This is a genomic window from Micromonospora sp. Utrum1, assembly GCF_057197805.1.
Window position 1 is genome coordinate 6,072,030 of the sequence record NZ_CM170071.1, and the last position, 23,339, is coordinate 6,095,368.

The window sequence follows — 23,339 nt, forward strand, 5'->3', positions numbered from 1 at the left end:
CGCGGGTCAGACTCGGGTGGTGTCGCGGCGGAACAGCCGGGCCGCGCCGAGGCCGAAGAAGGCGGTCCAGGCGGCCACGTTGCCGACCGCCGCCCAGTCCACGCCGGCCCCGGTCAGCGGCGCCCGGGCGAGCTGGCCGACGCCGTACACCGGGGTGAACTTGGCGATCTGCTGCATCGCGTGGGGCAGCACGTCGAGCGGGACGAACAGCCCGCCGAGCATGGCCAGGATGGCCAGCGCCGGGCCCATGAACTGCATGACGTTCTCGGCCGGGGCGAGGTAGCCGACGAAGAGGCCGAGGGCGGCGAAGACCAGGGAACCGATCCAGGCGGTCAGGCCGGACTCCACCCAGACGTGCGCCGGCATCCGGACCCCGGAGGCGGCGCCGACGGTGAACTCGACCAGCACGCCGAGCAGGCCGAGCACCATCGCGGTGGCCACCTTCGTGGCGACGTACGCGGCCGGGCGCAGCGGGGTGAGCCGCAGTTGCCGGCTCCAGCCCAGCGCCCGCTCGGTCGCGACGGCCGCGCCGGCGCTGGTGGTGGCGACCATGGCCGCGTAGACGGCCAGGCTGATCATGATCCAGCCGGTGATCGGCAGGCCGTTGTCCAGGTTCTGCCCGCGCTGCGGCAGGCCGAACAGCAGGAAGAACACCGCCGGCATGATCAGGATGAACACCAGCGTGCGGCGGTTGCGCAGCACCCGGCGGATCTCGATGCCGAGCACGGCGGCGGAGAACCCGCCCAGGGCGGGGGGCCGGCGGTTCGCGGCCCGATCGGACGAGGTGGTGGCGGATGAGGCGGTGACGGTCATCTCAGGCTCCGGGATTGGGCGTGGTCGCGGTCAGGCGGCGGTGGTCAGGGCGAGGAAGGCGTCCTCGAGGTTGCGCGAGGTGATCTCCAGGTCCCGGGCGGCGGTCCGGGTCAGCAGGTGCCGGGCGACGACGTCGGAGTCCTCGGTGTGGACCAGCACGGCGTCGCCGCGCACCTCGACCGACCGCACGCCGGGCAGCGCCGCCAGCGCGGCCTGATCGGCGCCGGGCAGGGTGGCCCGGACGACCCGGCCGGCGGCCAGGTTCTTGATCTCGGCGGTGGTGCCGTCGGCGACCACCCGGCCCTGGCGGACCAGCACGATCCGGTCCGCGTACGCGTCGGCCTCGTCCAGGTAGTGGGTGGCGAACAGGACGGTCCGGCCGGAGCGGGCGTCGGCCCGGATGGCCTGCCAGAAGTCCCGCCGGCCCTCGACGTCCATCCCGGTGGTCGGCTCGTCCAGCACCATGAGGTCGGGGTCGGGCAGCAGCGCCAGGGCGAAGCGCAGCCGCTGCTGCTGGCCGCCGGAGCACTTGCCCACCGGGCGGTCGGCGATGTCGGCGATGCCGGCCCGCTCCAGCACCTCGGCCACCGAGCGGGTGTGGCCGTAGAAGTGCGCGGTCATCCGTACCGTCTCGGCGACGGTGAGGTCCTTGAGCAGGCCGCCGGTCTGCATCACGGCGGCGACCCGGCCGAGGCGGACGGCGTCGGCGGGCGTGCCGCCGAAGAGCCGTACGGTGCCGGCGTCCGGGCGGGCCAGCCCGAGCAGCATGTCCACGGTGGTGGTCTTGCCGGCGCCGTTGGGGCCGAGGAAGGCCACCACCTCGCCCGGGGAGATCCCGAGGTCGAGCCCGTCGACGGCGGTCACCGGGCCGAAGGTCTTGGTGAGTCCGGCCAGCTCGACGGCCGGTGGGATGTCGGTCATGACAACGATGCTCCGGGGACCGGTGGTCCGGTCCCCGGAGCGCGCGTCATCTTCCGGCCGTGACATTTGTCAGGGGACGGCATTCAGTGCCCACCGCCCGCGCCCTCCCGGGCCCGGCGGGGCAGCAGGAACGCGCCGGCCACGGTGACCAGCAGCAGGCCCAGCTCGGCGAGGAGGGTGACCCGCACGGCGTGCGACACCGAGTCGGTCAGCCCGTCGAAGAAGACCGTGCCGAGCAGCGCCACGCCGAGCGCGCCGCCGAGCTGCTGCACGCCGGTGAGCGTGCCGGAGGCCGAGCCGGTCTCCGCCTCCTCGACCCCGGAGAGCACGATGTCGAAGAACGGCGCCATCACCAGGCCCATGCCGAAGCCGACCGCCAGCAGCGCGGGCGCCATCCGCCACGGGGTGACGTCGGCGCCGGCCAGGGTGAGGGTGAGCAGCATCCCGGCGACGCCGGCCAGCACCACGGCGAGTCCGAGGTGGATGAGCCGCCGGCCGAGCCTCTGGGCCAGGCCGGCTCCGGCGAGCACGAAGGCGGCCACCATGCCGAGCGCCTGGGGCACGCCGGCCAGCCCGGCGCGCAGCGGCGACCAGCCGAGCCCGAGCTGGAGGTAGAGGCTGAAGACCAGCGAGAAGCCCGCCAGTGCGGTGAAGAAGGCCAGCCCGGCGACCAGCCCGCCGGTGAAGGCGCGGCGGCGGAACAGGGCGGGCACCACGAGCGGGTCCCGGCCGGACCGCTGCCGGCGCTGCTCGTAGCGGGCGAAGACCGCCAGCACCACGACCGCGCCGGCGAGCATCGCGAAGCTCCACGCCGGCCAGCCCAGCTCGCGGCCCTGCACGAGCGGGTGGACCAGCAGGAAGACCGCGACCGAGAGGAGCGCGACGCCGGGCAGGTCGAGCCGGGTGGCGTGGCCGGGGCGGGAGGCGGGCAGGAAGCGGGCCGCGCCGAGGGCGGCGAGCAGGCCGAGCGGGACGTTGATCAGGAAGATCGCGCGCCACCCGGTGCCGGCGAGGTCGGCGCCGACCAGCCAGCCGGCCAGGATCGGCCCGCCGACCGCGGAGATGCCCATCACCGGGCCGAACGCGCCGAAGGCGGCGGCGAGCTGCTCCGGCGGGAACATCTCCTTGATCAGGCCGAGCCCCTGCGGGAGGAGCAGCGCGCCGAGCAGGCCCTGCGCCACCCGGGCGGCGATCAGCGTGCCGGGGCTGCCGGCGAGGGCGCAGGCCGCCGAGGCGGCGGTGAACCCGAGCACCCCGACCAGGAACATCCGGCGCCGGCCGTACAGGTCGCCGAGGCGGCCGCCGGTGACCAAACCGACGGCCATGGCGAGGGTGTAGCCGGCGCCGATCCACTGGATGACGGCCGGCGAGCCGCCGAGGTCGGCCCGGATCGCCGGACCGGCGAGGTTGGTGACGAGCACGTCGAGCAGGTCCATCACCTCGGCGGCGAGGATCACCGCGAGGGCGATCCAGCGCCACCGGTGACCCGCGGCGGGCGGCGCCGCGGGGTGCGGCGCGGTGAGTTCGGTGGTCATGCGGTCCCCCGATCGGAGCGAACACTGTTCGTTGACGAACACTGTTCTATCAACGAACGACGTTCGCGGCAAGTACGATGTTCGGGTGAGTGAAACCCCGGCGCCCCCGTGGCGTACCCGGCCGCGCAGCCGGGCGACCCGCCGACCGCTGAGCCAGCAGGCCGTGGTCGACGCCGCCCTCGCCCTGATCAACCGCGAGGGGCTCGGCGCGCTGAGCATGCGGCGGGTGGCCCAGGAGCTGGGCACCGGCCCCGCCTCGCTCTACGCCCACGTCTCCGGCAAGGAGGAGCTGCTCGAACTGCTGGTCGACCGGGCCAGCGCCGAGATCGTCGTGCCGGACCCGGAGCCGGCGCGGTGGGCCGAGCAGATCCGGGAGGTCGCCGAGCAGGCCTACCGGGTCTACGCCACCCACACCAACCTGGCGCTCGCCTCGCTCGCCACCATCCCGACCGGCCCCAACGCGCTGCGGGTCACCGAGGGCATGCTCGCCATCCTGCTCGCCGGTGGGGTGCCGCCCCGCCCGGCGGCCTGGTTCCTCGACCGGCTCTTCCTCTACATCGCCGGCGACGCCTACGAGGGCGCCCTGTACGCGGAGAAGGTGCGCGCCTCCGGGCAGGACCGGGAGACCTGGTGGGCCGGGCTGGACCAGCAGCTGCGCACGTACTACGGGAACCTGCCGGCCCGGACGTACCCGAACATCACCGGGCACCTCGACGACCTGATGGAGGGCGGCGGCGACGAGCGCTTCCTCTTCGGCGTCGACCTGCTGATCCGGGGCGTCGCCACGTACGTCCCGGCCGGGAGTGAGGGCGGCCGCGCCGGGTAACCAGCCGCGTTCACTCGTAGCGGCACGGAAGGTCACGGCATGAGCGCACCGACGGGACGGGTCGACACGATCGTGCTGATCCACGGCCTCTGGATGACGTCACGCAGCTGGGAGCACTGGGTCGACCGGTACGAAGCGCGCAGCTTCCGGGTGCTCACCCCGGCCTGGCCGGGCATGGACGTCGACGTCGAGCGGCTCCGGGAGGACACGACGCCGATCGCCGCGCAGCGGATCGCCGGCATCGTCGACCACTACACGGCCATCATCCGCGAGCTGCCCCGGCCACCGATCATCATGGGTCACTCGTTCGGCGGCCTCATCGCCCAACTGCTCCTGGACCGGGGCCTCGGCGCCGCCGTCGTCGGCCTGCACCCCGCGCCGGTGAAGGGCGTGCTGAAGCTCCCGCTCAGCACCCTGCGCTCGGGGTTCGCCATCCTGCGCAACCCGGCGAACCGGCAGCGCGCGGTGCCGTTCACCCCCGAGGACTTCCGCTACACCTTCGGCAACACGATCAGCCGCGAGGAGTCGGACGCCGCCTGGGAGCGGTACGCGGTGCCCGCCGCGGGCCACGTCTTCTTCGAGGGGGCGTTCGCCAACCTGGACCCGACCTCGGCCACTGCGGCGAACACCAAGCGGTCCGACCGGGCGCCGCTGCTGGTGACGGCCGGCGGCGAGGACCACGTGGTGCCGGCCTCGCTGGCTTCCTCCACCGCCAACCTCTATCGGGGCTCGACGGCGATCACCAGCTACCGGGAGTTCCCAGGGCGGTCCCACTTCGTGGGCGGCGAACCCGGCTGGGAGGAGGAGGCGGACTTCGCGCTGGAGTGGGCCGTGGAGGCGGCCAACGAGTACTCGCCCACCGTCGTCAGCACGGCCCCCGGCCGTGGTCCCTCGACGGGGGGCAAGTGACGGCGCGGTCCGCCCTGGTGTGGCTCCGGCTACGCGGGGTATGACGGGGCCATGAGGGCGAGCTTCCGGCTTGGCCGGATCGCGGGGGTACCCGTCGGGGTCAACTGGAGCGTCCTGGTCATCTTCCTGCTGATCGCGTGGGCGCTGTCCGCCAGCCAGTTCCCCCGCGCGTATCCGGGCCACTCGGTCGTGGCGTATGTCGCCGCCGGGCTGGCCGCGGCGGTGGTCTTCTTCCTCGGCCTCCTCGCCCACGAGGTGGCCCACGCCGTGGTCGCCAAACGCAACGGCATCGAGGTCGAGGGGATCACGCTCTGGCTCTTCGGCGGCGTCTCGGAGCTGAAGGGCGAGGCCCGCGACCCGGGCGCCGAGCTGCGCATCGCCGGGGTGGGACCACTGGTCAGCCTGATCATCGGGCTCTTCTTCGGCGCGATAGCGGTACTGCTCGCCCTGGCCGGGGCGCACGGCCTGCTGCTCGGCTCCCTCTCCTGGCTGGCCGGCATCAACGTGCTGCTGGCGATCTTCAACGTGCTGCCAGCCGCCCCGCTGGACGGCGGCCGGCTGCTGCGGGCGGCGGTGTGGAAGGCCACCGGCGACCGGACGAAGGCCTCCGTCGTGGCGGCCCGGGCCGGCTGGGTCCTCGGCGCGCTGCTGATCGGGCTGGGGCTCTGGCAGTTCCTGGCCGGCAGCGGCGTGGGCGGGCTCTGGCTGGCGCTCATCGGCTGGTTCCTGATCGGCGCCGCCGGCATGGAGGAGCGCCAGGCCCGGATGGGCAGCGCGCTGCGCGGCATCCGCGTCTCCGAGGTCATGACCCCGCAACCGCAGACCGCCTCCGGGGAGATGACCGTCGCCGACTTCGTCGACCACTACCTCTTCGCATACCGGCACTCGGCGCTGCCGCTGACCGACCAGGGGCGGCCGGTCGGGCTGGTCACCCTCGACCGGGTCCGCGGCATCCCGGCCGACCGGCGCGAGGCGACCACCCTCGCGGAGGTCTCCTGCCGCGCCGACGAGCTGGTGCTCGCCAACCCGGACGAGCAGCTCACCGACCTGCTCCCCCGGCTCAGCCAGTGCGCCGACGGCCGAGCCCTCGTGGTGGCCGACCAGCGGCTGGTCGGGATCGTCTCGCCCAGCGACATCAGCCGCGCCGTGCAGCGCGGCAGCATGCGCGAGCAGACGACTGCCGGGCGCTCCTGACCCTCGCCCGGCGGTGGAGTGCCGGCAGGTCAGTGGCGCGGGAAGTAGCGGTCCAGGAGCGCGGTGCGGAACTTGCCGGCCGGGTCGAACTCCCGCAGCAGGGCGCGGAAGTCGTCGTGGCGGGGGTAGGCGGCGGCCGGGTCGCGGGCGAAGAGCTTGCCCCAGTGCGGGCGCGGGTCGAAGGGGGCGAGCCGCTCCTCCACCTCGGCCAGCACCGGCGCCACCGCCGCCGGGTCGCCGACCCAGGTGAAGTGGACGGCCAGGCTGTCCCGCTCGTAGTTCGGGCTCAGCCACAACCCGTCGGCGGCCACGGTACGCAGCTCGCAGACCTGGAGCACGGCGGCGATCCGCTCGGCCGCCGGGTCGAGCGCGGCCAGCGCCGCGGCGGCGTCGGACCGGGCCAGGTGCCACTCGGACTGGAGTTCGTCGCCGCTGCTCGGGGTGAAGCCGAGCCGGAAGTGCGGCAACCGCTCGTGCCACGGCCCGGGCACGCCGAGCTGGGCCGTGCAGTTCTCCGCCGGCATCCCCGGCACCGGGTGGCGGGGCGAGTCGGCGGCGCGGGTGTCCAGCCAGTCCGCCGGGGGCGGCGGCTGGTCGGCCCGCTGCTTAAGCCAGACCTGGTCGAAGCGGGGCGACCGCCAGCCGGTGAAGACGCTCACGCTGTAGGCCGCGTCCAGGGCGCTGTCCAGCGCCTCGCGAGGCAGGCCGAGCCGGACGTACTGCCGCACCTCGAAGGCGGGGACCACGTCGAGGGTGAGCCGGGTGACCACGCCCAGCGCGCCGAGGTGGACCACGAGCCCGGCGAACCGGGGGTCGGCCCGGTCCACGGTCAGCAGGTCACCGTCGGCGGTGACCAGTTCCAGGGCGGCCACGGCGGTGGCCAGGTTGCCGTGGGCCGGTCCGGAACCGTGGGTGGCGGTGGCGACCGCGCCGGCCACCGAGATGTGCGGCAGCGAGGCGAGGTTCGCCACCGCGTACCCCTCGGCGTGCAGGGCGGCGGCCAGGTCGCCGTAACGCAGCCCGGCGGCGACGGTGACGGTGCCGCGGTCGCGGTCGAGCGCGATGGTCGGCGGGAGCCCGGCCACCGACACCTGCACGCCGGTGGTGTCGCCCAGCCGGTTGAACGAGTGTCCGGTGCCCACCGCCCGGACCCGGCCGGCGTCGGCCACCAGCCGGCGCAGCTCGTCCACGGTCGCCGGCTCGTGCCGGGCCCGGGCCGACCAGGTGACGTTGCCCGCCCAGTTGGTGCCGGTCACGCGGTGGCCTCCCGATCGGTGCTGGTGTCCTCGGCGAGGGCGGCGCAGAGCGCGTCCAGCGCCGCCTCCACCTGCGTGGTGTTGTACCCGCGCAGCGCCACCGGCAGTCCGGCGGCCCGGGCCTGTTCGATCTCCGCCCGGGCGGCCCGCCGCTCCGCCGTCCCGCCCCGGGTGAGGGCCTCGCGGGCCCGGTGCACCAGCCGGTCGACCTCGGGGACGTCGTAGCCGCGCAGCCCGATCGTGAAGTCGAGGTCCGCGCCGGCCGGCCGGCTGCGGGCGTCGGTGAACCGGTCGCCCGCGTACCGGGTCAGGGCCGCCGTCACCTCGTCCGGGCTCTCCCGCACCTGGGTGAGGTCGAGCAGTTCCACGGCGGGACGGCCGTCGCGCGGATGCCGGGCGGTGACCGGCAGGCCCGGCGGCAGCCCGGACCCGGGCACGCCGACCAGCCGGCCCGCGTCGTCGAGGGCGAGCGCCGCGAACTGCTCCCAGCGGTACGTCCCGCGCAGGCCCGGCCGGCGCACCTCCAGCCCTTCGGGGCCGAGGACGCAGCGGAACGGCCGGAGCGCGCCGACCAGCACCTTGACGCCGATCACCACGATCCCCAGGGCGACCAGCATCCGCAGCACCGGCCCGTCACCGGCGACCGCGAGCACCATCACCCCGCCCGCCACGCAGACGAGGGCCAGCGGCAGGACCCCTCGGTTCCGGTGCAGCTCCATGTCGTTCCCCCCGTTCCCGGCGCCGGTGTCCGGGTGCATCATCCGCCAATCGCGCAAGTCGTGGTTGCCCCGCCACCGGGTAGGGCACCCTGTGGACATGAGCAGCTACCGCGACCCGGCCCTCCGGGGCGACGTGCATCCGTCGGAGGAGGAGCTCGACCCGACCGGCGTGGGTCCCGAGCCGACCGGGGCCTACGGCACGGCCCCGGCGCCGCCGCCGACCCCGGAGCCCGAGCCCGACCCGATCCCCCACCCGGGGCCGCCGCCCCGGACCGTGGGGGGCCGGTCGGCGTCCCGGACCTGACCTGTCTGGACAGCGACCGGGACGGCCGGCTGGACACGGTGCGCCGCGGGCCGGCCCGCTGAGTCCTCGCGTTCAGAGCTGCCGCATCACCTCGGCGGCGACCAGCTCCAGGTGGTCAAGGTCGGCGAGGTCGAGCAGCTGGAGGTAGACCCGCTCGCTGCCGATCTCCGCGTACCGGCCGAGCTTGTCGACGACCTCGGCGGGGGTGCCGGCGGCGCCGTTCTCCCGCAGCTCGGCGGGCTCCCGGCCGATCGCCGCGGCGCGCCGGGCCACCTCGGCGTCGTCCCGGCCGCAGCAGAGCACCAGCGCGTTGGACCAGGTCATGGTGGCCGGGTCCCGGTCGATCCCGCTGCAGGCGTCCTTCACCCGCTGGAACTGCGCCGCCGAGTCCTCCACCGAGGCGAACGGCAGGTTGAACTCGTCGGCGTAGCGGGCCGCGAGGCGGGGCGTCCGTTTCGGCCCCATGCCGCCAAGCAGGATCGGCGGGCGCGGCTGCTGGACCGGCTTCGGCAGCGCCGGGGAGTCGCTGACCGGGTAGTACTTGCCGGGGAAGTCGAAGGTCGACCCGGCCGGCGTCTCCCAGAGCCCGGTGATGATCGCGAGTTGCTCCTCCAGCCGGTCGAACCGCTCCCCCAGCGGCGGGAACGGGATGCCGTACGCGGTGTGCTCCTCGGCGTACCAGCCGGTGCCGATGCCCAGCTCGACCCGGCCGCCGCTCATCTGGTCGACCTGGGCGACGGTGATGGCGAGCGGCCCGGGGAGCCGGAAGGTGGCCGCGGTCATCAGGGTGCCGAGCCGGATCGTCTTGGTGTCCCGGGCCAGGCCGGCGAGGGTGGTCCAGGCGTCGGTCGGGCCGGGGTCGCCGCTCACCGAGCCCATCTTCAGGTAGTGGTCGGAGCGGAAGAAGGCGCCGAAGCCCGTCTCCTCCGCGCGGCGCGCCACGGCGAGCAGCTGGTCGTAGCGGGCGCCCTGCTGGGGTTCGGTGAAGATCCGCAGTTCCATGCCCCGAGCATAGGAAGCGGGCGGGCCTGCCGCGCCCGCGCCTCGTATTCCTTGACAGGCATATGCGCGGCGGGGCATATTCGAGGGCGTGTCCGGGGACGCCTTCGCCGTGCTGGCCGAGCCCACCCGACGCCGCATCCTCGACCGGCTGCGCCGGGCGGAGAGCAGCGTCGGCGACCTCGTGGACGCGCTCGGCCTCAGTCAACCGGCCGTCTCCAAGCACCTCAAGGTGCTGCGCGAGGCCGGCCTGGTCACCTGCCGCACCGCCGCCCAGCAGCGGATCTACCGGATCGACCTCCGCCCGCTGCGTGCGGTGGACGACTGGCTCGGGCCGTACCGGCGGATGTGGACCGACCACCTCGACGCCCTGGAACGCCACCTCGACAAGGAGTGATCATGGACCGCGACAGCTTCCGGCCCGGCCCGCTCGCCGACGTCGCCTGGGCACCGGCCGGCGACCGGTGGGACCTGGTCTTCATCCGCGACCTGCGGCATCCGCCGGCGAAGGTGTGGGCCGCGCTCACCGAGCCGGACCGGCTCGCCCAGTGGGCCCCCTTCCTGGCCGACCGCGACCTGGGCACGCCCGGGGCGGTCACGCTGAGCACCGTCGACGGCGACCGGAGCTGGCCGGCCCCGGCCACCGTGCGCCGCGCCGAGCCGCCCACCCTGCTCGAATACACCTGGGGCGACGGGCTGCTGCGCTGGGAGCTGGCCGGCACGGAGACCGGCACCCGGCTGACCCTGCGGCACCGCTTCGACGACCGCGCGCTGGGCGCCAGCATGGCGGCCGGCTGGCACCTCTGCCTCGACGTCGCCGGCCACCTGCTCGACGGCGACCCGGTCGGCCCGATCCGGGGCGCCGAGGCCAAGGAGTTCGGCTGGGACGAGCTGCGCGCCGCGTACGACGAGCGCCTGACGGACTGACGGGTCAGCGCGCGGCCGCCGGGGTGTCCGGCAGGGTGATCGCGGTGGCCGCCCGCCGGATCGGCTCGGTGACCCGGCGGATCATCCGCTCCCGGCCGGGCAGGCGCGGCATGAGGCGCAGCATCAGCGTCTGGAACCGAATCTGCGCGGCCGAGGAGAGCACCATCCCCTTGAGGTTGCGCTCGGCCAACCCCTGGTTCGCCGTCACGAACGGGCGCATCCGCCGCTCGTACCCGGCGAACCCGGCCACCGGGTCCCCGCCGGCCTCGGCCAGCGAGGCGGCCAGCACGTACGCGCCGACCAGCCCGAGGCTGGTGCCCTGCCCGGAGGCCGGCGAGGGGCCGTAGGCGGCGTCGCCGACGAGCCCGATCCGGCCGGTGGACCAGTGGTCCATCCGCGCCTGGCTCATCGGCGCGAAGTAGAAGTCCGGCGCCTCGGCGGCGGCGGCGAGCAGCTCGGGCACCCGCCAGCCGGCCCCGGCGAACGCCCGGGCCAGCGCCGCCCGCTGGGCGGGCAGGTCCCGGTGGTCGGGCTCCTCGGCGGGCGAGGGGAAGAGGAACAGCGCCCGTGCGTCCGGCGCGCCGGCGGTGCGGTAGACCCCGACGGTCCGGCCCGGCGCCGGGTGCATCAGCTCGACCCGCTCCTCGCCGAACTCGGCCGGGACGGTGCAGATCGCGATGTGGTGCCCGAGCGGGCGCAGGTGCGTCGCGGCGGGGCCGAACGCCAGCCGGCGTACCGTCGAGTGCAGCCCGTCGGCGCCGATCACCAGGTCGAAGCGGCGGCGCCCGTCCCCGGCGAAGGTCACGTCCACCCCGTCGGTGGCCGGCTCCAGCGCGGCGATCGAGTCGCCGAAGAGGTATTCCACGTCGCCGGTGGCGTCGACGAGCAGCCGGGCCAGGTCGCCCCGCATCAGCTCGACGTCGTCCCCCTCCCGGCCGCCGAAGAGCGCGGCGTCCATGGTGGCCAGTTGCGCGCCGGACGCGTCCACGAAGCGGGCCAGCCGCATCCCGGTGTCGCACCGGCGCACCTGCTCGCGCAGGCCCATCCGGTCCAACACGGTCAGGGCCGCGCCCCGGACGTCCACCTTGTAGCCCCCGTCGCGCAGCGCCGGGGCGGGCTCGACGACGGTCGGCCGGAAGCCGTGGCGGCGCAGCCACCAGGCGAGCGCGGGGCCGGCGACACCGGCGCCGGAGATCAGCACATCAGTCATGCCCTGACGGTACAGCCGTCTTAGACGTTTGTGCAAGACAGTTGTTCAGGGAATCGGCTAGGCTGCCGGCATGGGAAATCGGGAGGCCCTGCTCGCCGGGGCCAAGCGCTGCCTGATGGAGAAGGGCTACGCGGCCACCACCGCCCGGGACGTGGCCGGCGCCGCCGGCACCAGCCTGGCCGCCATCGGCTACCACTTCCGCACCACCAGGGCGCTGCTCAACGAGGCGCTCGTGGAGGCCATGGCGGAGTGGGGCGAGGAACTGGGCCGCGCCCTCGCCGAGGATGCCGGGCCGGACGCCACGCCCGAGCAGCGCTTCGAGGCGGCGTGGGAGCGGATCATCGAGTCGTTCGCCCGGCTCCGGCCACTCTGGGCGGTCCAGTTCGAGCTGATCGCGCAGCTGGACCGCGCGCCCGAGCTGCGGGAGGCGTTCGCCGGGGTCACCCGCGAGGCCCGGCTCGGGCTGGCCGAGGTCTTCCACCGGCTCGACCCGGCCCTCGACGAGTCGACCACCCTCGCCCTCGGCGCCTTCCACCAGGCGATGATCGGCGGCGTCGCGGCCCAGTGGCTGATCGACCCGGCGGCGGCGCCCTCGGCGCGGGAGCTGACCCGGGCACTGCGGGTCCTCGCCGCCGAGTTCGGGGGCGGTCAGGGCTGACCGAGGCCCGCCTCCCGGGCCCGGACGATGGCCTGCGCGCGATCGGCCACCTGGAGCTTGGCCAGCACGTTGGACAGGTGGTTGCGGACGGTCTTCGGGCTCAACGTCAGCCGCCGGGCGATGACCACGTTGCTCAACCCCTGGGCGACCAGGTCGAGGACCTCGCGTTCCCGGTCGGTCAACTCGGGGAACGGAGCCGCCCCGCCGACACGCGCCCCGGACAGGTAGCTCACCGCCCGACTGGCGATGACCGGGCCGAGCAGCACCTCGCCGTTGGCCACCGCGCGGACCGCCCGCTCCACCTCGGCCGGGGCGGCGCCCTTGAGCAGGTAGCCCCGGGCCCCGGCGCGCAGCGCCGCGAAGACCCAGTCGTCGTCGTCCAGCATGGTCACCACCAGCACGCCGATCCCCGGGTGCCGGGCGACGATCTCCCGGGTCGCCGCCACGCCGGACCGGCCGCCCAGGTGCAGGTCCATGATGATCACGTCGGGCCGGTGCTGGTCGGCGACCCGCAACGCGGCGTCGGCGTCAGCGGCCTCGCCCACCACCTCGAGCCCGGCCGTCGAGGCCAGCAGCGCGCTCATGCCGAGCCGGAACACCGGGTGGTCGTCCACCACCGCCACCCGGATCGTCTCCCCGGTCACGGGACCACGGCCAGCGGCTGCCCGGCCTGGTCCGCCGCGGCGTCCCCGGACAGCCGCGCGGCCGGCACCCGGACGGTGACCGTGGTGCCGCCGTCCGGCCCCGGCGCGACCACGCACACCCCGCCGATCCCCTCGGCCCGCTCGCGCATCGAGCGCATCCCGATCCCGGCCGGCGTGCCCGGCACGATGCCGCGACCGCCGTCCCCGACCCGGAGGGTCAGCCCCTCGTCGTCCCGGTGCACGGTGATCCGGCAGTCCGTCGCGCCGGCGTGCCGGTGCACGTTACGGACCGCCTCGGAGACGATCCCGTAGATCGCGGTGGCCACCGGCTCGGGCAGCGGCAGCGGCTCGGCCGTCACCTGCACGGCCAGCCCCGAGCCCGCGTAGCGCTGGGCCAGCTCGTGCAGCGCCGGGGCGAGGCCGCGCTCGCCCAGCACCGGCGGCAGCAGCCCGCGGGCCAGATCCCGGACGTGCTCCACCCGCTGGTCGGTCTCGTCGCGCAACCGGTCCAGCAACCGGCCGGCCGCCTCGGGATCCACGGTCAGCAGGTTACGGGCCGCCGCCAGGCCCAGCGCCACCCCGGCCAGCGCCGGACCGAGCCCGTCGTGCAGGTCCCGGCGCAGCTTGCGGCGCTCCTCCTCGCGCGCCTCCGCCAGCCGGGTCCGGGAGGCGGCCAGCGCCCGGCCGGTGGCGGCCAGGCTGGCCGTCGACGCGACCAGCGGCACCAGGTCGAGCAGCGCCGCCCGGGTCCGCCCGTCCAGCCGCTCCCCCGCCCGGGCCCAGGCCACCAGCCGGCCGATCTCGATGCCGCCCCGGCGCAACGGCAGCACCAGCGGCGCGCCGACCGGGCCGGCGGAGGAGCCGTGCGCGGCGTAGGGCTCGGGACCGTCCACCTCGATGGCGCAGGCACCCAGCCGGAGCAGGTCCGTCACGCTCCGCGCCACCCCGTCCAGCACGTCCGCCGGGTCGGCGGAGGCGCTGATCCGGTGGCCGACGCCGCGGACCACGCCGAGCGGCTCCACCGCCTCGCCGTGGATCAGCCGGTCCACACCGCGCTGCACCCGGGACCGGGCCGGTTGGGTGCCGGCCGCCACCAGCGCGGTGACCAGCACCCCCGGCACGGCCGGCGACGACGGCAGCAGCCCGTCGAGCAGGCTCACCCCGACCACGTACGCGGCGACCAGCAGGAAGGTCAGCAGGAACCAGACCAGGGTGCGACGCACCGCGATCTCGATCCCCCACAGCCGCTGCCGGAGCACCACGGCCAGCACCGCGGCCGGGAAGAACGCCTGCGAGGCGAGCATCGCGGTCGGGGCCAGCCAGTCCGGGACCTGCCGAGCCCAGTCGGCGGGGAACCCGAGCGGGGCGAAGCTCACCGCGAGCAGCAGGGTGCCGACCGCCAGCCAGCCCAGCCCGACCCGCTCGGCCGGCGGCCCGGTACGCCACCGCCGCAGCACCCCGGCGGCGGCCACCAGCCCGAGCAGCGGCACCACCCGGAACAGCCACGGCTCTCCGGCGATCACGAACTCGGCCCAGCCCGGCGCGGTGACCGGGAACGGCGCGCCCGAGGGGTGCCCCGGCCGCCCGGGCCAGGTGACGTGGAACAGCGCGATCCCGGCGGTGACCAGGGCGCCGGCCGCCACGGCGACCCGGGCCGGCACGCGCAGCCGCCCCTCCCGGACCAGCCAGGGCACCACCGTGATGAGCGAGAGCATCCCGGGCACCCAGGCCCAGTCCCGGGCCGAGGTGAGCAGCACCGGCGCGGGCAGGCCGGGCCGGACCGCGAGCAGGTCCACGTACTGGGCGCTCAGCGCGGAGAGCCCGCCGCCCAGCCCGGTCGCGGCGAGCAGCCAGGCGACCGGATGACCGCGGCGCAGCAGGACCAGCCAGGCGACCGTGCCGTAGACCGCGCAGTCGGTGAAGTCGACCAGAAAGTAGAGCTGCGACAGGCCCCACGGCCGGCGGGCCGCCACCCAGCAGACCGCCGTGCCGACGAGCAGCAGCGCGCAGCCGGCGGCGACCAGCCGGGCGGCGACCGGACGGCGGCGGTCGCCTCCGGCGCGGGACGGCACGGGCGTCGGGTCGGCGGGCATGGCCCTGATCCTGGCAGTCGCCGGGTCAGTTGCCGAGACCCCGCCGTTCCAGCGCGAATGTCAGACCGGCGACAGTGGCCCAGAGCGCCGCCGGGGCGAGCGCCAGGTACTGCAGCGGCACCGCCTGGGTGACCACCACCAGCAGCGTCATGAGCAGGCTGAACACCGCGAGCCAGCGGCTGACCGACCGGCGGCGCAGCCCGGCCACGGCCACCGCGCCGGCGCTCAGACCGGCCCCGGCCCACACCCACGGGAGGGTGCTGTAGACGGCGGCCAGCGCCGCGACGGTGTCGGCGTCGGTCTCGGACAGGTGCAGCAGGTCCCAGTACAGCTCGGTGGCCACCCCGCCGCCGACGAGCAGCAGCGCGGCGGTGAGCAGCAGGCCGGCCGCGGCCACCTCGGGCAGTAGCCCGCCGGCCGGCTCACGGGCGGCCAGCCGCCGCCGCAGCCCCGCCGCGAAGACCGCCAGGCACCCGGCGGCCAGCACGGCCAGGACCTGGAACACCCAGGCGTACGCCTCGCGGCCCGCCATGGCCGCCACGAAGCGCTCGTTGTCGGCGAAGAGCGACCGGTCCACGTCGGTCAGCGCCGGGCTGAACTGGAACAGTGCGACGCCGGTGAGGCCGGCGACGGCCCCGGCGATCGCCCAGCCCCGGCGGGGGCGGTCGGTGGCGGCCGGCACGGCGGTGGTGTCGAGCGTGGCGCTGGTCATGGATTCCTCCTCGGGTCACGGAAGCGGCGGACCGCCGCGAGGCGAGCGTCGCCGTCCCGGCGTCCCGGGCGCATGGGGCGGAACGTCCCGACCGCCCGGGCGGTTCCGTCGGCGTACCCGGGCTCCGGCGGTGTCCCGACCGGTCGGTGCCGGTGTCCCTGGCGGCCGGGACGGCGGGCCGCCCACCGTGGAGCCGCCACACCGACGCCGAGGGAGGCCACCAATGGCGCACGACCTGCTGACCGCCGTACGCGAGCTGACGCCCGAGCTGACCGCGCGGGCCGCGGAGATCGAGCGGGCCCGGGAACTGCCCGCCGATCTGCTCGACCGGCTCCGCGCCGCCGGCTGCTTCCGGATGTTCGTGCCGCGCAGCCACGGCGGGTACGAGATGGACCTGCGCACCGGCATGACGGTGCTGGAGACGCTCGCCCGGGCGGACGGCTCGGCCGGCTGGACGGTGATGATCGGCGCGGAGACCCCGCACCTGCTGGCCCTGCTGTCCCGGGACCGGTTCGACAAGATCTACGCCGCCGGCCCGGACGTCGTGGTGGCCGGCGCCTTCGCGCCGCAGGGCCGGGCCGAGCTGGCCGACGGCGGCTTCCAGGTCAGCGGCCGCTGGGCGTTCGCCAGCGGCTGCCGGCACGCCGACTGGATCTTCGGCAACTGCCTGGTCACGGCCGACGGTCAGCCGCTGCCGGGCGCGGACGGCGCGCCGCCGGAGACCCGCTCGATGCTCTTCCCGGCCGACCGGGTGACCGTGGTGGACACCTGGCACGTGCTGGGCCTGCGCGGCACCGGCAGCCACGACGTGGTGGTCGACTCGGCCTTCTGCCCGGCCGAGGCCAGCTTCGACCTGTTCACCGGCACGCCGTGCCTGCCCGGCCCGGGGTTCGTGGCGCCGCTGGCGCAGTTCGTCCTGCACCTGGGCGCGGTGGCGGTCGGCATCGCACAGGGCGCGCTCGACGACATGACAGCGCTGCTCGGCGGCGACCGGCAGCGGCTCTACGCCCAGCAGCCGCTCGCCGACTCCCCCGCCTTCCGGATCCACCTGGGCCGGGCCGACCTGAACGTGCGCGCCGCCCGGACGCTCCTCGCCGACCTCGCCGACGAACTCTGGGCGGCCTGCGCCCAGGATCCGGAGCGGATCCTGGCGCTGCAACCGACCATCTCCGCGGCGCTGCCCTGGGTCACCGAGCAGGCGATCGCCGCGGTGGCCACCTGCTACCGGGCGGCCGGCGGCGGCGCCGCCCGGGACTCCTCCCCGCTGCAGCGCCGGTTCCGCGACATCCACACGTTCGCCCAGCACGCGGCGGCCGCGGAGGGCTGGCTGGGCAACAACGGCGCGCGGCTGCTGGGCCGGCCGGCGGCGCTGGCGTACTGACCCGATCGGGGGGCCGGTGGGGCCTGGTCCCCCAGGTGGGGGTGCCGACCGCGCTGCCCGCCGCCACCTCCACCCGGTCCCGCCCCCGCAGGGCGGCCACCTCGCCGTCACTGGTGCCGGTGCCGGCGCTCGACCGTGGCGACCGGCTCGCGCAGCATCGCGGTGACCACGGCCGCCGCCTCGTCCGGCCGGCCGGGGAGCGACCGGATTGACGCCGCCGATCAGGGCGGACCGCGCCGCCGGCTCCGCTCGGAAATCGGGCCGGCGAATCCGTCATCGGCGATTCCTCCTGCGCCGCACCAGATCGGGAATCGCAAACCGGAGCCCGCTCGGGGATACGGCGAAGCCGCTCCAGAATGTGACGAACGCATGACAGTTCTCTATCACTCCTGACAAATTCGAGGACGAGCCACAGAACTCGCCCCCCTCCGGACCGAGACGGTGACCGGAGGGGGCGAAAGGCGCATGGAGGGGCAAATGCTCACGCACGGTGGGCCGATCCCCACGTCCTTGCTGGGCACGGACGACCGAATTCGTGCACCCGGGGCCGCGAGTTTCTGTGGGCAGATCCACATTCCCCGCAGCCCCGGCTGGATTAACCCCGATGAAGTCGGTAGGTTTCCGGGCCGGCCCCCAGGGTCCGACTGATGTGACCGATGTTGATATCGACGGACGAGACGCGAAGATGGTCACCGATGGCGCGATCCGCCAGCGGTTTCATCGGAGAGGGGATCGTGCCTGCGCTCGCAGTGAAGTCGCTCTACAAAATATTCGGTAACCGAGCTGACGAGGCGATGAGGCGCCTCGCGGACGGAGCGCCCCGCGTGGAGGCTCTTGCCGGGCTGCCGGCCACGGCCGCCGTGATCGACGCGAACTTCGAAGTACGTCCCGGCGAGATCTTCGTCGTGATGGGCCTTTCGGGCTCCGGCAAGTCCACCCTCATCCGGATGCTCAACGGCCTGCTGCGGCCCACCAGGGGCAGCGTGCAGGTCGACGGGGTCGAGTTGACCACGCTCAAGCCCGCCGCGCTGCGCAAGCTGCGCCGGGAAAAGATCAGTATGGTCTTCCAGCACTTCGCGCTGATGCCACATCGGACGGCGGTGGAGAACGCCGGATACGCGCTGGAGGTCGCCGGCCTGCCCAAGGCGGAGCGGCGCGAGCGCGCCATGGACGCACTGCGGATGGTGGGCCTGACGGAGTGGGCGGACAAACTCCCCCACGACCTGTCCGGCGGCATGCGGCAACGGGTCGGGCTGGCCCGCGCGCTCGCGGCCGGCACCGACATCCTGCTGATGGACGAGGCGTTCTCGGCGCTCGACCCGCTCATCCGCCGGGAGATCCAGGACCAGCTCCTGGAACTCCAGGCCGAGCTGGGCAAGACCATCATCTTCATCACCCACGACCTCAACGAGGCCATGCGGCTCGGCGACCGGATCGCGGTGATGCGGGACGGCCGCATCGTCCAGATCGGCACCGCCGAGGAGATCCTCACCGACCCGGCCAACGACTACGTCGCCCAGTTCGTCGCGGACGTCGACCGCACCCGGATCCTCACCGCCTCGTCCGTGATGGAGAAGGCGCAAACCGTGCTCGACGTCAACGTCGGCCCCCGGGTGGCCGCCCGCGCGCTGCGGGAGAACCAGACCTCGGTGGCCTACGTGACCGGCCCGAGGAAGCAGTTCCTCGGCACGGTCAGCGAGGACGAGGTCCTGCGGGCGTTCCGTGAGGGCCGGCAGAGCCTGGAGGGGTACGTCTCGACCGAGCAGGTCCGGACGGTCACCGCGGACACGGCCGTGGCCGATCTCTTCGCCGAGTGCGCGGAGAGCGTCCATCCGGTGGCCGTACTGGACGCGACGGGCCGGCTGTCCGGCGTCATCCCGCGGATCACGCTGCTCGCAGCCCTGGCCAGCACGGCTCCCGACGGCTCACCGAGGGACGGCGTCGGGCCCGGGGTGGACGGCCCGGGCGACAGCGGGCCGGCCGACGGTGTGCCGGTCGACGCGGCAGCGCCGAGCGATCTCGGACCGATCGTCAAGAAGGAGGAGCCGGTATGAGCCTGATGCAGTCTCCGCTCGACGCCTGGCTGCCCCGGGTGCCGCTCGGCATGTGGACCGAGTCCGCCGTCGACTGGGCCACCGCCACCCTCGGCCCGCTCTTCGACGCGATCGCCACCGTGGTCGAAGCCCTCGTGCGTCCGCTCAACGACCTGCTCACCGCCGTACCGGCGGTCGCGGTCGTGGCGGTCCTCGCCGCGCTCGGCTGGTGGCTGCGCGGCTGGAAGTTCGGTCTCGGCACCGCCGTGGGCCTCGGCCTGGTGGCCGGAATGCCGTACTGGGAGGAGACCATGAGCACCCTCGCGCAGGTGCTCGTGGCCAGCGCGATCGCCCTGCTGCTGGCGATCCCGCTGGGCGTCTTCGTCGCCGAGAACAGGCGCGCCTCCGCGATCGCCCGGCCGGTGCTGGACCTGATGCAGACCATGCCGGCGTTCGTCTACCTCATCCCGGCGATCTTCTTCTTCGGCATCGGCACGGTTCCGGGCGTATTGGCCACCCTGGTGTTCAGCATGCCGCCCGGCGTTCGCCTGACCGAGCTGGGCCTGCGCCAGGTCGACAAGGAGATCGTGCAGGCCGCCGAGTCGTTCGGCGCGCCGCCGTGGATGGTGCTGCTGCGCACCAAACTGCCGCTGGCCCTGCCGACCATCATGACCGGGGTCAACCAGGTGATCATGCTGGCCCTGTCCATGGTCGTGATCGCCGGCATGGTCGGCGCCGGCGGCCTCGGCGACGTGATCATGTTCGCGCTGTCCCAGGTCGAGGTGGGCAGCGGATTCGAGGGCGGGATCGCCGTCGTGGTCCTCGCCGTGGTGCTCGACCGGCTCACCGACTCCGCGGGCGACCGGTTCCCGTCCGCGCGGGCGCAACGCCTCGCGCGGCAGGCCGCCTGACCGACGCCGGCACCCCTGGTCCCGCACAGACGGGCCGCCGGCATCCCGAATCAGGAAGGAAACCCTGTGCTCAGCACTTTGAAGCGCGTCGTCGCACTCGCGGTGACGGCCACCCTGGCCCTGGGCGGCGCCGTCGCTTGCGGCGACCAGTCGGACGGCGCGTCCGGCAACGGCAAGAAGAAGATCACCATCGGCTACATGGCCTGGGACGAGGCCGTCGCCGCGTCCCACCTGTGGCAGCACATCCTGGAGGAGAAGGGCTACCAGGTCCAGCTCAAGAACCTGGAGGCCGGTCTCGTCTACGGCGGTCTCGCCAGCGGCGACATCGACCTGTTCCTGGACGGCTGGCTGCCCCAGACCCACGCCTCCTACCTGGAGAAGTACGGCGACAAGCTGGAGAAGCTCGGTGTCTGGTACGACGACGCCAGCCTGAGCATCGCGGTGCCGAAGTACGTCGAGGGCGTCGACTCGCTCGACGACCTGGCCGGGAAGGCCGGCACCTTCGGCGGGCAGATGATCGGCATCGAGCCGGGCGCCGGTCTCACCAAGGCGACCCAGGAGAAGGTGCTCCCCAGCTACGGCCTGGACGGGGCGATGAAGCTGAAGACGTCATCGACCCCGGCCATGCTCGCCGCACTCGACGGCGCGATCGCCGACAAGAAGCCGATCGTGGTCACCCTCTGGCATCCGCACTGGGCCTACGCGAAGTACGAGCTGAAGGACCTCGCGGACCCGAAGGGCACCCTCGGTCAGGCCGAGCAGATCAACACCTTCGCCCGGAAGGGCTTCGGCAAGGACTTCCCCGAGGTCACCGAGATGCTGAAGACGTTCAAGATGGACGGCCAGCAGCTCGGGTCCCTGGAGGACCTGATGTTCAACACCCACAAGGGCGACGAGGAGAAGGCCGTCGAGGAGTGGCTCAAGGCCAACCCCGACTACCTGAAGGCGCTCGCCTGAGCGACCCGGTGAACAGGGGCCTCGCCGGCATCCGGCGGGGCCCGCTGTCATCCCGCGCGCCGCCGCCCTGCCGCCCGGTGCCGGCGCAGCCAGCCGGCGCCGCCGCTGACCACCGTCGCTCCGAGCGCGGTGCCGATGGCGACCAGCGCCGCCCCCACCGCCCAGAGCCCGGTGTCGTCCGTCGACGCGGCCCGCGCCGCCCAGACGGCCGTGAAGGCCACCGTCATCACCGGCGCCACCAGCCACGGGCTCCAGAACCAGCCACCGACGGCGGCGATCAGGATCAGGGTGAGCACGGCGGCGGCCACCTGCCACACCGCGTACGGGCCGCTCGTCGCGCCGGTCTCCGGGTCGACCGTGTAGCCGGACTCCCAGCCCAGCCAGGCCCACCAGGCACCGACTGTCGCCGCCGCAAGGATGAGGCCGCCGAGCAGGGTACGGGTCGTCTTCGTCACGGCCCGATCCTGCCGGGTCGCGGCGCCGCGCGGATGAGCACGCGTACTCGGATCGCCACCCCCTGCGCTGGTCGCTACGGCGGCAGGATCCGCACCGTCGGCCATCGTCGGGTGGGATCGTGGCGAGCGAGGCGGGCGCGGGACACCTCGACCGTCACGCGCCGCGGGTTGCGCCGCCATACCCCGTCGAGCAGGTCGTCCAGCCCGAGCGGGGCGCAGACGTGCAGCGTCCCGGCAGGGTCGAGACGCACGGCCACACAGGTGGCGGTCTCGGGCCAGGTGGCCACCGCCTCGGCTACCGAGCGCAACGCGTCGACCGGACCGGGGCCGAACACGCTCTCGTACCAGGTGTGCACGGCGGCCTGGTTGGTCGCCTCCCACGGGATCGTCGGATCGCGGCGTCGTAGCAGTTCGGTCGCGGCGGCGTCACCGCTCGGGGCGAGGTCGTCGGGGTCGAAGAACGCAACGTCGACGTCCCGAACGTTCCGCGGGTCGAAGCCGTCGCCGTACCGCCGGCCCCACACCAGATCCCGGAGGACACCCGCCCCCACCCAGGCGTCCGGCAGGCCGGCGTCCCGCACGACCACCAGCACGTTGAGGAGCCACGGACACGCCGCGATCAGCTCGGCCAGCTCGGCTGCCCGAGGGTCGCTCGGCTCGGTGGTGAGTTTCCGCGTGAGCTCAGGCATGCGGGCACCGATCGACCGGCCGCCGCCAGATCGCCTCCCACTGCGTCCACTGCCCGGGTGCGGGTGGTGTGCATGCGGTGCTGTCGGCCCGGATGGCGAGCGGCCCGGGCCAACCCTCGAACAACTGCTCGAGTTCCTCCCCGCCGAAGAAGTGGATGTCCAGCCCGTTCTTCGGGCCCGCGGTGTAGCGCACCGTGAACCCGCCATCGGGGCCACGCTCGGTCACCTCGTGCGCAGGCCACACGTCGGTGCCGGTCGCATTGACCCGGACGCACAACAGGCCGCCGGGCTCGACTCGCCGCTGTGCGGCCCGCACATGTCGGTGTGCCTGCTCGCGGTTGCCGTGCTGGAACACCTGGATTCCGATCACAAGTGGCCAGGTCCGGCCGGCCGGCAGGGACTCCAGGTCGCCGTGATGCCCTCCCTCGTGGCGGCCGCGAGGATGTCGTCGACGAAGGCCACGGGTGGCTCGTCGACGTACCGGCCCCGGCGGTACTCCTCGTTCCAGGCGGAGGCGGTCTGCAACAAGCCCATCGCCTCAGGGTCTCAGACGAGGCTCGGTCACTCCAGAGTCCAGCTGATGTCGGGCGGCCGGACCCGGGCGCAGAGCGGCCCGCCCTCGGCGTCGGTCAACCGGAGCCGGCCGACCAACACACCGGCATCCTCGTGTCCGGCGCGCAGCAGCTCAGCCGGGATGTCACCGAACATGAGCTTCGCCCGGCGGAACATGTCGAAGCGGTCGTCCGTCACCGATCCCCAGCTGAGATAGAGGAACCGCGCCCCCAAGCGCCCGTGCACCCACGGTCCGCCGACGTCCAGCAGCCCGTCCACCTCGCGACTGGTGACCTCGAACCGCCACACCGCGCCGGGCGCATCGGCTGGTACGCGATCGACCACCTCGGCCTTGCGCTGCATCCCCACGTGCACATTACGGAGCCGCAGCAGGTCCGCCTCGGCACCGACGCACCGCCCCGGCAGGTCGCTGCCCTCGATCCGGATCAGCATCCCCCGACTCTAGGGCGGGACACCGAGAAGCCCGACGGCCACTGCCCGGAGCGCCACCCGGTCGCCCACCGCGCTCTCTGCTGCTGCGAACGCGGCGCCGACTGACGCGGGGCCAGTTCTCGGCGCGACGCGGCCCTCCTTGGCCGCGCTGACGCTGTACCGCCTCCGGTCTGCTCGCGGCTGACAGC

Annotated in this window: 27 protein-coding genes; 12 read left to right on the top strand and 15 right to left on the bottom strand. The window is 74.3% G+C overall.

All coding sequences use genetic code 11. From position 1 onward, the window contains the following. Positions 1-6: 6 nt before the first annotated feature. The 3 genes from AC0OLQ_RS28445 to AC0OLQ_RS28455 all read right to left on the bottom strand — a co-directional run bounded on the left by AC0OLQ_RS28445 (position 7) and on the right by AC0OLQ_RS28455 (position 3,269). Positions 7-813, bottom strand: coding sequence for an ABC transporter permease (locus AC0OLQ_RS28445; RefSeq protein WP_357341363.1), 807 nt, complete (start codon positions 811-813; stop codon positions 7-9). Between the two features lie 30 nt (positions 814-843). Further along, a complete protein-coding gene (locus AC0OLQ_RS28450; protein ID WP_484528804.1) occupies positions 844-1,734 on the bottom strand; it encodes an ABC transporter ATP-binding protein in 891 nt (296 codons plus the stop codon). Between the two features lie 83 nt (positions 1,735-1,817). Continuing rightward, the gene (locus tag AC0OLQ_RS28455; protein ID WP_484528805.1) at positions 1,818-3,269 is read right to left on the bottom strand and encodes an MFS transporter; all 1,452 of its coding nucleotides are present in this window, start codon (positions 3,267-3,269) and stop codon (positions 1,818-1,820) included. Positions 3,270-3,354: 85 nt separating this feature from the next. Between AC0OLQ_RS28455 and AC0OLQ_RS28460 the strand changes: the two genes are divergently transcribed. Genes AC0OLQ_RS28460 through AC0OLQ_RS28470 form a run of 3 tightly spaced genes read left to right on the top strand, consistent with a single transcriptional unit; the run spans position 3,355 to position 6,198 of the window. Further along, positions 3,355-4,095, top strand: coding sequence for a TetR/AcrR family transcriptional regulator (locus AC0OLQ_RS28460; RefSeq protein ID WP_357341355.1), 741 nt, complete (start codon positions 3,355-3,357; stop codon positions 4,093-4,095). A gap of 39 nt (positions 4,096-4,134) precedes the next feature. Then, entirely contained in the window at positions 4,135-5,004 is an 870-nt protein-coding gene (locus tag AC0OLQ_RS28465) for an alpha/beta hydrolase (protein ID WP_484528806.1), read from the top strand. Positions 5,005-5,055: 51 nt separating this feature from the next. Beyond that, positions 5,056-6,198 (top strand): site-2 protease family protein, encoded by a 1,143-nt coding sequence (locus AC0OLQ_RS28470; RefSeq protein ID WP_484528807.1) that lies wholly within the window; start codon positions 5,056-5,058, stop codon positions 6,196-6,198. 29 nt (positions 6,199-6,227) lie between these two features. Here AC0OLQ_RS28470 and AC0OLQ_RS28475 read toward each other — a convergent pair whose 3' ends face one another. After that, positions 6,228-7,454 carry an FAD-binding protein gene (locus AC0OLQ_RS28475; protein ID WP_484528808.1) on the bottom strand — a complete coding sequence of 409 codons (1,227 nt, stop codon included), beginning with the start codon at positions 7,452-7,454 and terminating at the stop codon, positions 6,228-6,230. After that, on the bottom strand, positions 7,451-8,173 hold the full coding sequence (locus tag AC0OLQ_RS28480) for a hypothetical protein (RefSeq protein ID WP_484528809.1): 723 nt from the start codon (positions 8,171-8,173) through the stop codon (positions 7,451-7,453). The genes AC0OLQ_RS28475 and AC0OLQ_RS28480 overlap by 4 nt, the downstream gene beginning before the upstream one ends. Positions 8,174-8,270: 97 nt before the next feature. Here AC0OLQ_RS28480 and AC0OLQ_RS28485 point away from each other — a divergent pair, with 97 nt between their 5' ends. Beyond that, on the top strand, positions 8,271-8,477 hold the full coding sequence (locus AC0OLQ_RS28485; RefSeq protein WP_484528810.1) for a hypothetical protein: 207 nt from the start codon (positions 8,271-8,273) through the stop codon (positions 8,475-8,477). A 72-nt stretch (positions 8,478-8,549) separates the two neighbouring features. On the opposite strand, the gene AC0OLQ_RS28490 is transcribed toward AC0OLQ_RS28485, so the two are convergent. Further along, positions 8,550-9,479 carry an LLM class F420-dependent oxidoreductase gene (locus tag AC0OLQ_RS28490; RefSeq protein ID WP_484528811.1) on the bottom strand — a complete coding sequence of 310 codons (930 nt, stop codon included), beginning with the start codon at positions 9,477-9,479 and terminating at the stop codon, positions 8,550-8,552. 88 nt (positions 9,480-9,567) lie between these two features. On the opposite strand from AC0OLQ_RS28490, the gene AC0OLQ_RS28495 reads away from it, so the two are divergent. Both AC0OLQ_RS28495 and AC0OLQ_RS28500 read left to right on the top strand, forming a co-directional pair. Beyond that, positions 9,568-9,873, top strand: a complete 306-nt coding sequence (locus AC0OLQ_RS28495) for an ArsR/SmtB family transcription factor (protein WP_357341339.1) — start codon at positions 9,568-9,570, stop codon at positions 9,871-9,873. A gap of 2 nt (positions 9,874-9,875) precedes the next feature. Continuing rightward, positions 9,876-10,403 carry an SRPBCC family protein gene (locus AC0OLQ_RS28500; RefSeq protein WP_484528812.1) on the top strand — a complete coding sequence of 176 codons (528 nt, stop codon included), beginning with the start codon at positions 9,876-9,878 and terminating at the stop codon, positions 10,401-10,403. A gap of 4 nt (positions 10,404-10,407) precedes the next feature. Here AC0OLQ_RS28500 and AC0OLQ_RS28505 read toward each other — a convergent pair whose 3' ends face one another. Beyond that, positions 10,408-11,613: an FAD-dependent monooxygenase gene (locus AC0OLQ_RS28505; RefSeq protein WP_484528813.1), complete on the bottom strand. Its 1,206-nt coding sequence runs from the start codon at positions 11,611-11,613 to the stop codon at positions 10,408-10,410. A 70-nt stretch (positions 11,614-11,683) separates the two neighbouring features. Between AC0OLQ_RS28505 and AC0OLQ_RS28510 the strand changes: the two genes are divergently transcribed. Then, complete coding sequence (locus AC0OLQ_RS28510; RefSeq protein ID WP_484528814.1) at positions 11,684-12,271, top strand: TetR/AcrR family transcriptional regulator; 588 nt, start codon at positions 11,684-11,686, stop codon at positions 12,269-12,271. Here AC0OLQ_RS28510 and AC0OLQ_RS28515 read toward each other — a convergent pair. From AC0OLQ_RS28515 to AC0OLQ_RS28525, 3 genes are read right to left on the bottom strand one after another with little or no spacing between them, the layout of a single operon-like run. Further along, a complete protein-coding gene (locus AC0OLQ_RS28515) occupies positions 12,262-12,915 on the bottom strand; it encodes a response regulator (protein WP_484528815.1) in 654 nt (217 codons plus the stop codon). The genes AC0OLQ_RS28510 and AC0OLQ_RS28515 overlap by 10 nt on opposite strands. Next, entirely contained in the window at positions 12,912-15,008 is a 2,097-nt protein-coding gene (locus AC0OLQ_RS28520; protein ID WP_484528816.1) for a sensor histidine kinase, read from the bottom strand. The genes AC0OLQ_RS28515 and AC0OLQ_RS28520 overlap by 4 nt, the downstream gene beginning before the upstream one ends. Positions 15,009-15,033: 25 nt before the next feature. Then, on the bottom strand, positions 15,034-15,720 hold the full coding sequence (locus AC0OLQ_RS28525; protein ID WP_484528817.1) for a hypothetical protein: 687 nt from the start codon (positions 15,718-15,720) through the stop codon (positions 15,034-15,036). A gap of 223 nt (positions 15,721-15,943) precedes the next feature. Between AC0OLQ_RS28525 and AC0OLQ_RS28530 the strand changes: the two genes are divergently transcribed. The 5 genes from AC0OLQ_RS28530 (at position 15,944) to AC0OLQ_RS28550 (ending at position 21,002) form a co-directional block, all read left to right on the top strand. Beyond that, a complete protein-coding gene (locus AC0OLQ_RS28530) occupies positions 15,944-17,101 on the top strand; it encodes an acyl-CoA dehydrogenase family protein (protein ID WP_484528818.1) in 1,158 nt (385 codons plus the stop codon). A gap of 35 nt (positions 17,102-17,136) precedes the next feature. Continuing rightward, positions 17,137-17,313, top strand: coding sequence for a hypothetical protein (locus AC0OLQ_RS28535; RefSeq protein WP_484528819.1), 177 nt, complete (start codon positions 17,137-17,139; stop codon positions 17,311-17,313). A 612-nt stretch (positions 17,314-17,925) separates the two neighbouring features. Next, complete coding sequence (locus tag AC0OLQ_RS28540; RefSeq protein ID WP_484528820.1) at positions 17,926-19,155, top strand: quaternary amine ABC transporter ATP-binding protein; 1,230 nt, start codon at positions 17,926-17,928, stop codon at positions 19,153-19,155. Then, a complete protein-coding gene (locus AC0OLQ_RS28545) occupies positions 19,152-20,045 on the top strand; it encodes an ABC transporter permease (RefSeq protein WP_357341320.1) in 894 nt (297 codons plus the stop codon). The genes AC0OLQ_RS28540 and AC0OLQ_RS28545 overlap by 4 nt, the downstream gene beginning before the upstream one ends. 66 nt (positions 20,046-20,111) lie before the next feature. Next, a complete protein-coding gene (locus AC0OLQ_RS28550) occupies positions 20,112-21,002 on the top strand; it encodes a glycine betaine ABC transporter substrate-binding protein (RefSeq protein WP_484528821.1) in 891 nt (296 codons plus the stop codon). A gap of 47 nt (positions 21,003-21,049) precedes the next feature. On the opposite strand, the gene AC0OLQ_RS28555 is transcribed toward AC0OLQ_RS28550, so the two are convergent. The 5 genes from AC0OLQ_RS28555 to AC0OLQ_RS28575 form a co-directional block, all read right to left on the bottom strand. Further along, positions 21,050-21,457: a hypothetical protein gene (locus tag AC0OLQ_RS28555; protein WP_484528822.1), complete on the bottom strand. Its 408-nt coding sequence runs from the start codon at positions 21,455-21,457 to the stop codon at positions 21,050-21,052. Positions 21,458-21,531: 74 nt separating this feature from the next. Further along, positions 21,532-22,146: a nucleotidyltransferase family protein gene (locus AC0OLQ_RS28560; protein WP_484528823.1), complete on the bottom strand. Its 615-nt coding sequence runs from the start codon at positions 22,144-22,146 to the stop codon at positions 21,532-21,534. Continuing rightward, positions 22,139-22,501 carry a hypothetical protein gene (locus AC0OLQ_RS28565; RefSeq protein ID WP_484528824.1) on the bottom strand — a complete coding sequence of 121 codons (363 nt, stop codon included), beginning with the start codon at positions 22,499-22,501 and terminating at the stop codon, positions 22,139-22,141. Before AC0OLQ_RS28565 ends, AC0OLQ_RS28560 begins: the two co-directional genes overlap by 8 nt. Before the next feature lie 11 nt (positions 22,502-22,512). Beyond that, the gene (locus AC0OLQ_RS28570; RefSeq protein WP_484528825.1) at positions 22,513-22,680 is read right to left on the bottom strand and encodes a hypothetical protein; all 168 of its coding nucleotides are present in this window, start codon (positions 22,678-22,680) and stop codon (positions 22,513-22,515) included. 27 nt (positions 22,681-22,707) lie between these two features. Further along, positions 22,708-23,151 (bottom strand): DUF5990 family protein, encoded by a 444-nt coding sequence (locus AC0OLQ_RS28575; protein WP_484528826.1) that lies wholly within the window; start codon positions 23,149-23,151, stop codon positions 22,708-22,710. Positions 23,152-23,339: the final 188 nt, after the last annotated feature.

Excerpts from the sequence above, each read along its gene's own strand:
- AC0OLQ_RS28445 (WP_357341363.1), bottom strand. The coding sequence starts at position 813 with ATGACCGTCACCGCCTCATCCGCCACCACCTCGTCCGATCGGGCCGCG.
- AC0OLQ_RS28450 (WP_484528804.1), bottom strand. The coding sequence starts at position 1,734 with ATGACCGACATCCCACCGGCCGTCGAGCTGGCCGGACTCACCAAGACC.
- AC0OLQ_RS28455 (WP_484528805.1), bottom strand. The coding sequence starts at position 3,269 with ATGACCACCGAACTCACCGCGCCGCACCCCGCGGCGCCGCCCGCCGCG.
- AC0OLQ_RS28465 (WP_484528806.1), top strand. The coding sequence starts at position 4,135 with ATGAGCGCACCGACGGGACGGGTCGACACGATCGTGCTGATCCACGGC.
- AC0OLQ_RS28470 (WP_484528807.1), top strand. The coding sequence starts at position 5,056 with ATGAGGGCGAGCTTCCGGCTTGGCCGGATCGCGGGGGTACCCGTCGGG.
- AC0OLQ_RS28480 (WP_484528809.1), bottom strand. The coding sequence starts at position 8,173 with ATGGAGCTGCACCGGAACCGAGGGGTCCTGCCGCTGGCCCTCGTCTGC.
- AC0OLQ_RS28485 (WP_484528810.1), top strand. The coding sequence starts at position 8,271 with ATGAGCAGCTACCGCGACCCGGCCCTCCGGGGCGACGTGCATCCGTCG.
- AC0OLQ_RS28490 (WP_484528811.1), bottom strand. The coding sequence starts at position 9,479 with ATGGAACTGCGGATCTTCACCGAACCCCAGCAGGGCGCCCGCTACGAC.
- AC0OLQ_RS28500 (WP_484528812.1), top strand. The coding sequence starts at position 9,876 with ATGGACCGCGACAGCTTCCGGCCCGGCCCGCTCGCCGACGTCGCCTGG.
- AC0OLQ_RS28505 (WP_484528813.1), bottom strand. The coding sequence starts at position 11,613 with ATGACTGATGTGCTGATCTCCGGCGCCGGTGTCGCCGGCCCCGCGCTC.
- AC0OLQ_RS28510 (WP_484528814.1), top strand. The coding sequence starts at position 11,684 with ATGGGAAATCGGGAGGCCCTGCTCGCCGGGGCCAAGCGCTGCCTGATG.
- AC0OLQ_RS28520 (WP_484528816.1), bottom strand. The coding sequence starts at position 15,008 with ATGCCCGCCGACCCGACGCCCGTGCCGTCCCGCGCCGGAGGCGACCGC.
- AC0OLQ_RS28525 (WP_484528817.1), bottom strand. The coding sequence starts at position 15,720 with ATGACCAGCGCCACGCTCGACACCACCGCCGTGCCGGCCGCCACCGAC.
- AC0OLQ_RS28530 (WP_484528818.1), top strand. The coding sequence starts at position 15,944 with ATGGCGCACGACCTGCTGACCGCCGTACGCGAGCTGACGCCCGAGCTG.
- AC0OLQ_RS28545 (WP_357341320.1), top strand. The coding sequence starts at position 19,152 with ATGAGCCTGATGCAGTCTCCGCTCGACGCCTGGCTGCCCCGGGTGCCG.
- AC0OLQ_RS28560 (WP_484528823.1), bottom strand. The coding sequence starts at position 22,146 with ATGCCTGAGCTCACGCGGAAACTCACCACCGAGCCGAGCGACCCTCGG.
- AC0OLQ_RS28570 (WP_484528825.1), bottom strand. The coding sequence starts at position 22,680 with ATGGGCTTGTTGCAGACCGCCTCCGCCTGGAACGAGGAGTACCGCCGG.
- AC0OLQ_RS28575 (WP_484528826.1), bottom strand. The coding sequence starts at position 23,151 with ATGCTGATCCGGATCGAGGGCAGCGACCTGCCGGGGCGGTGCGTCGGT.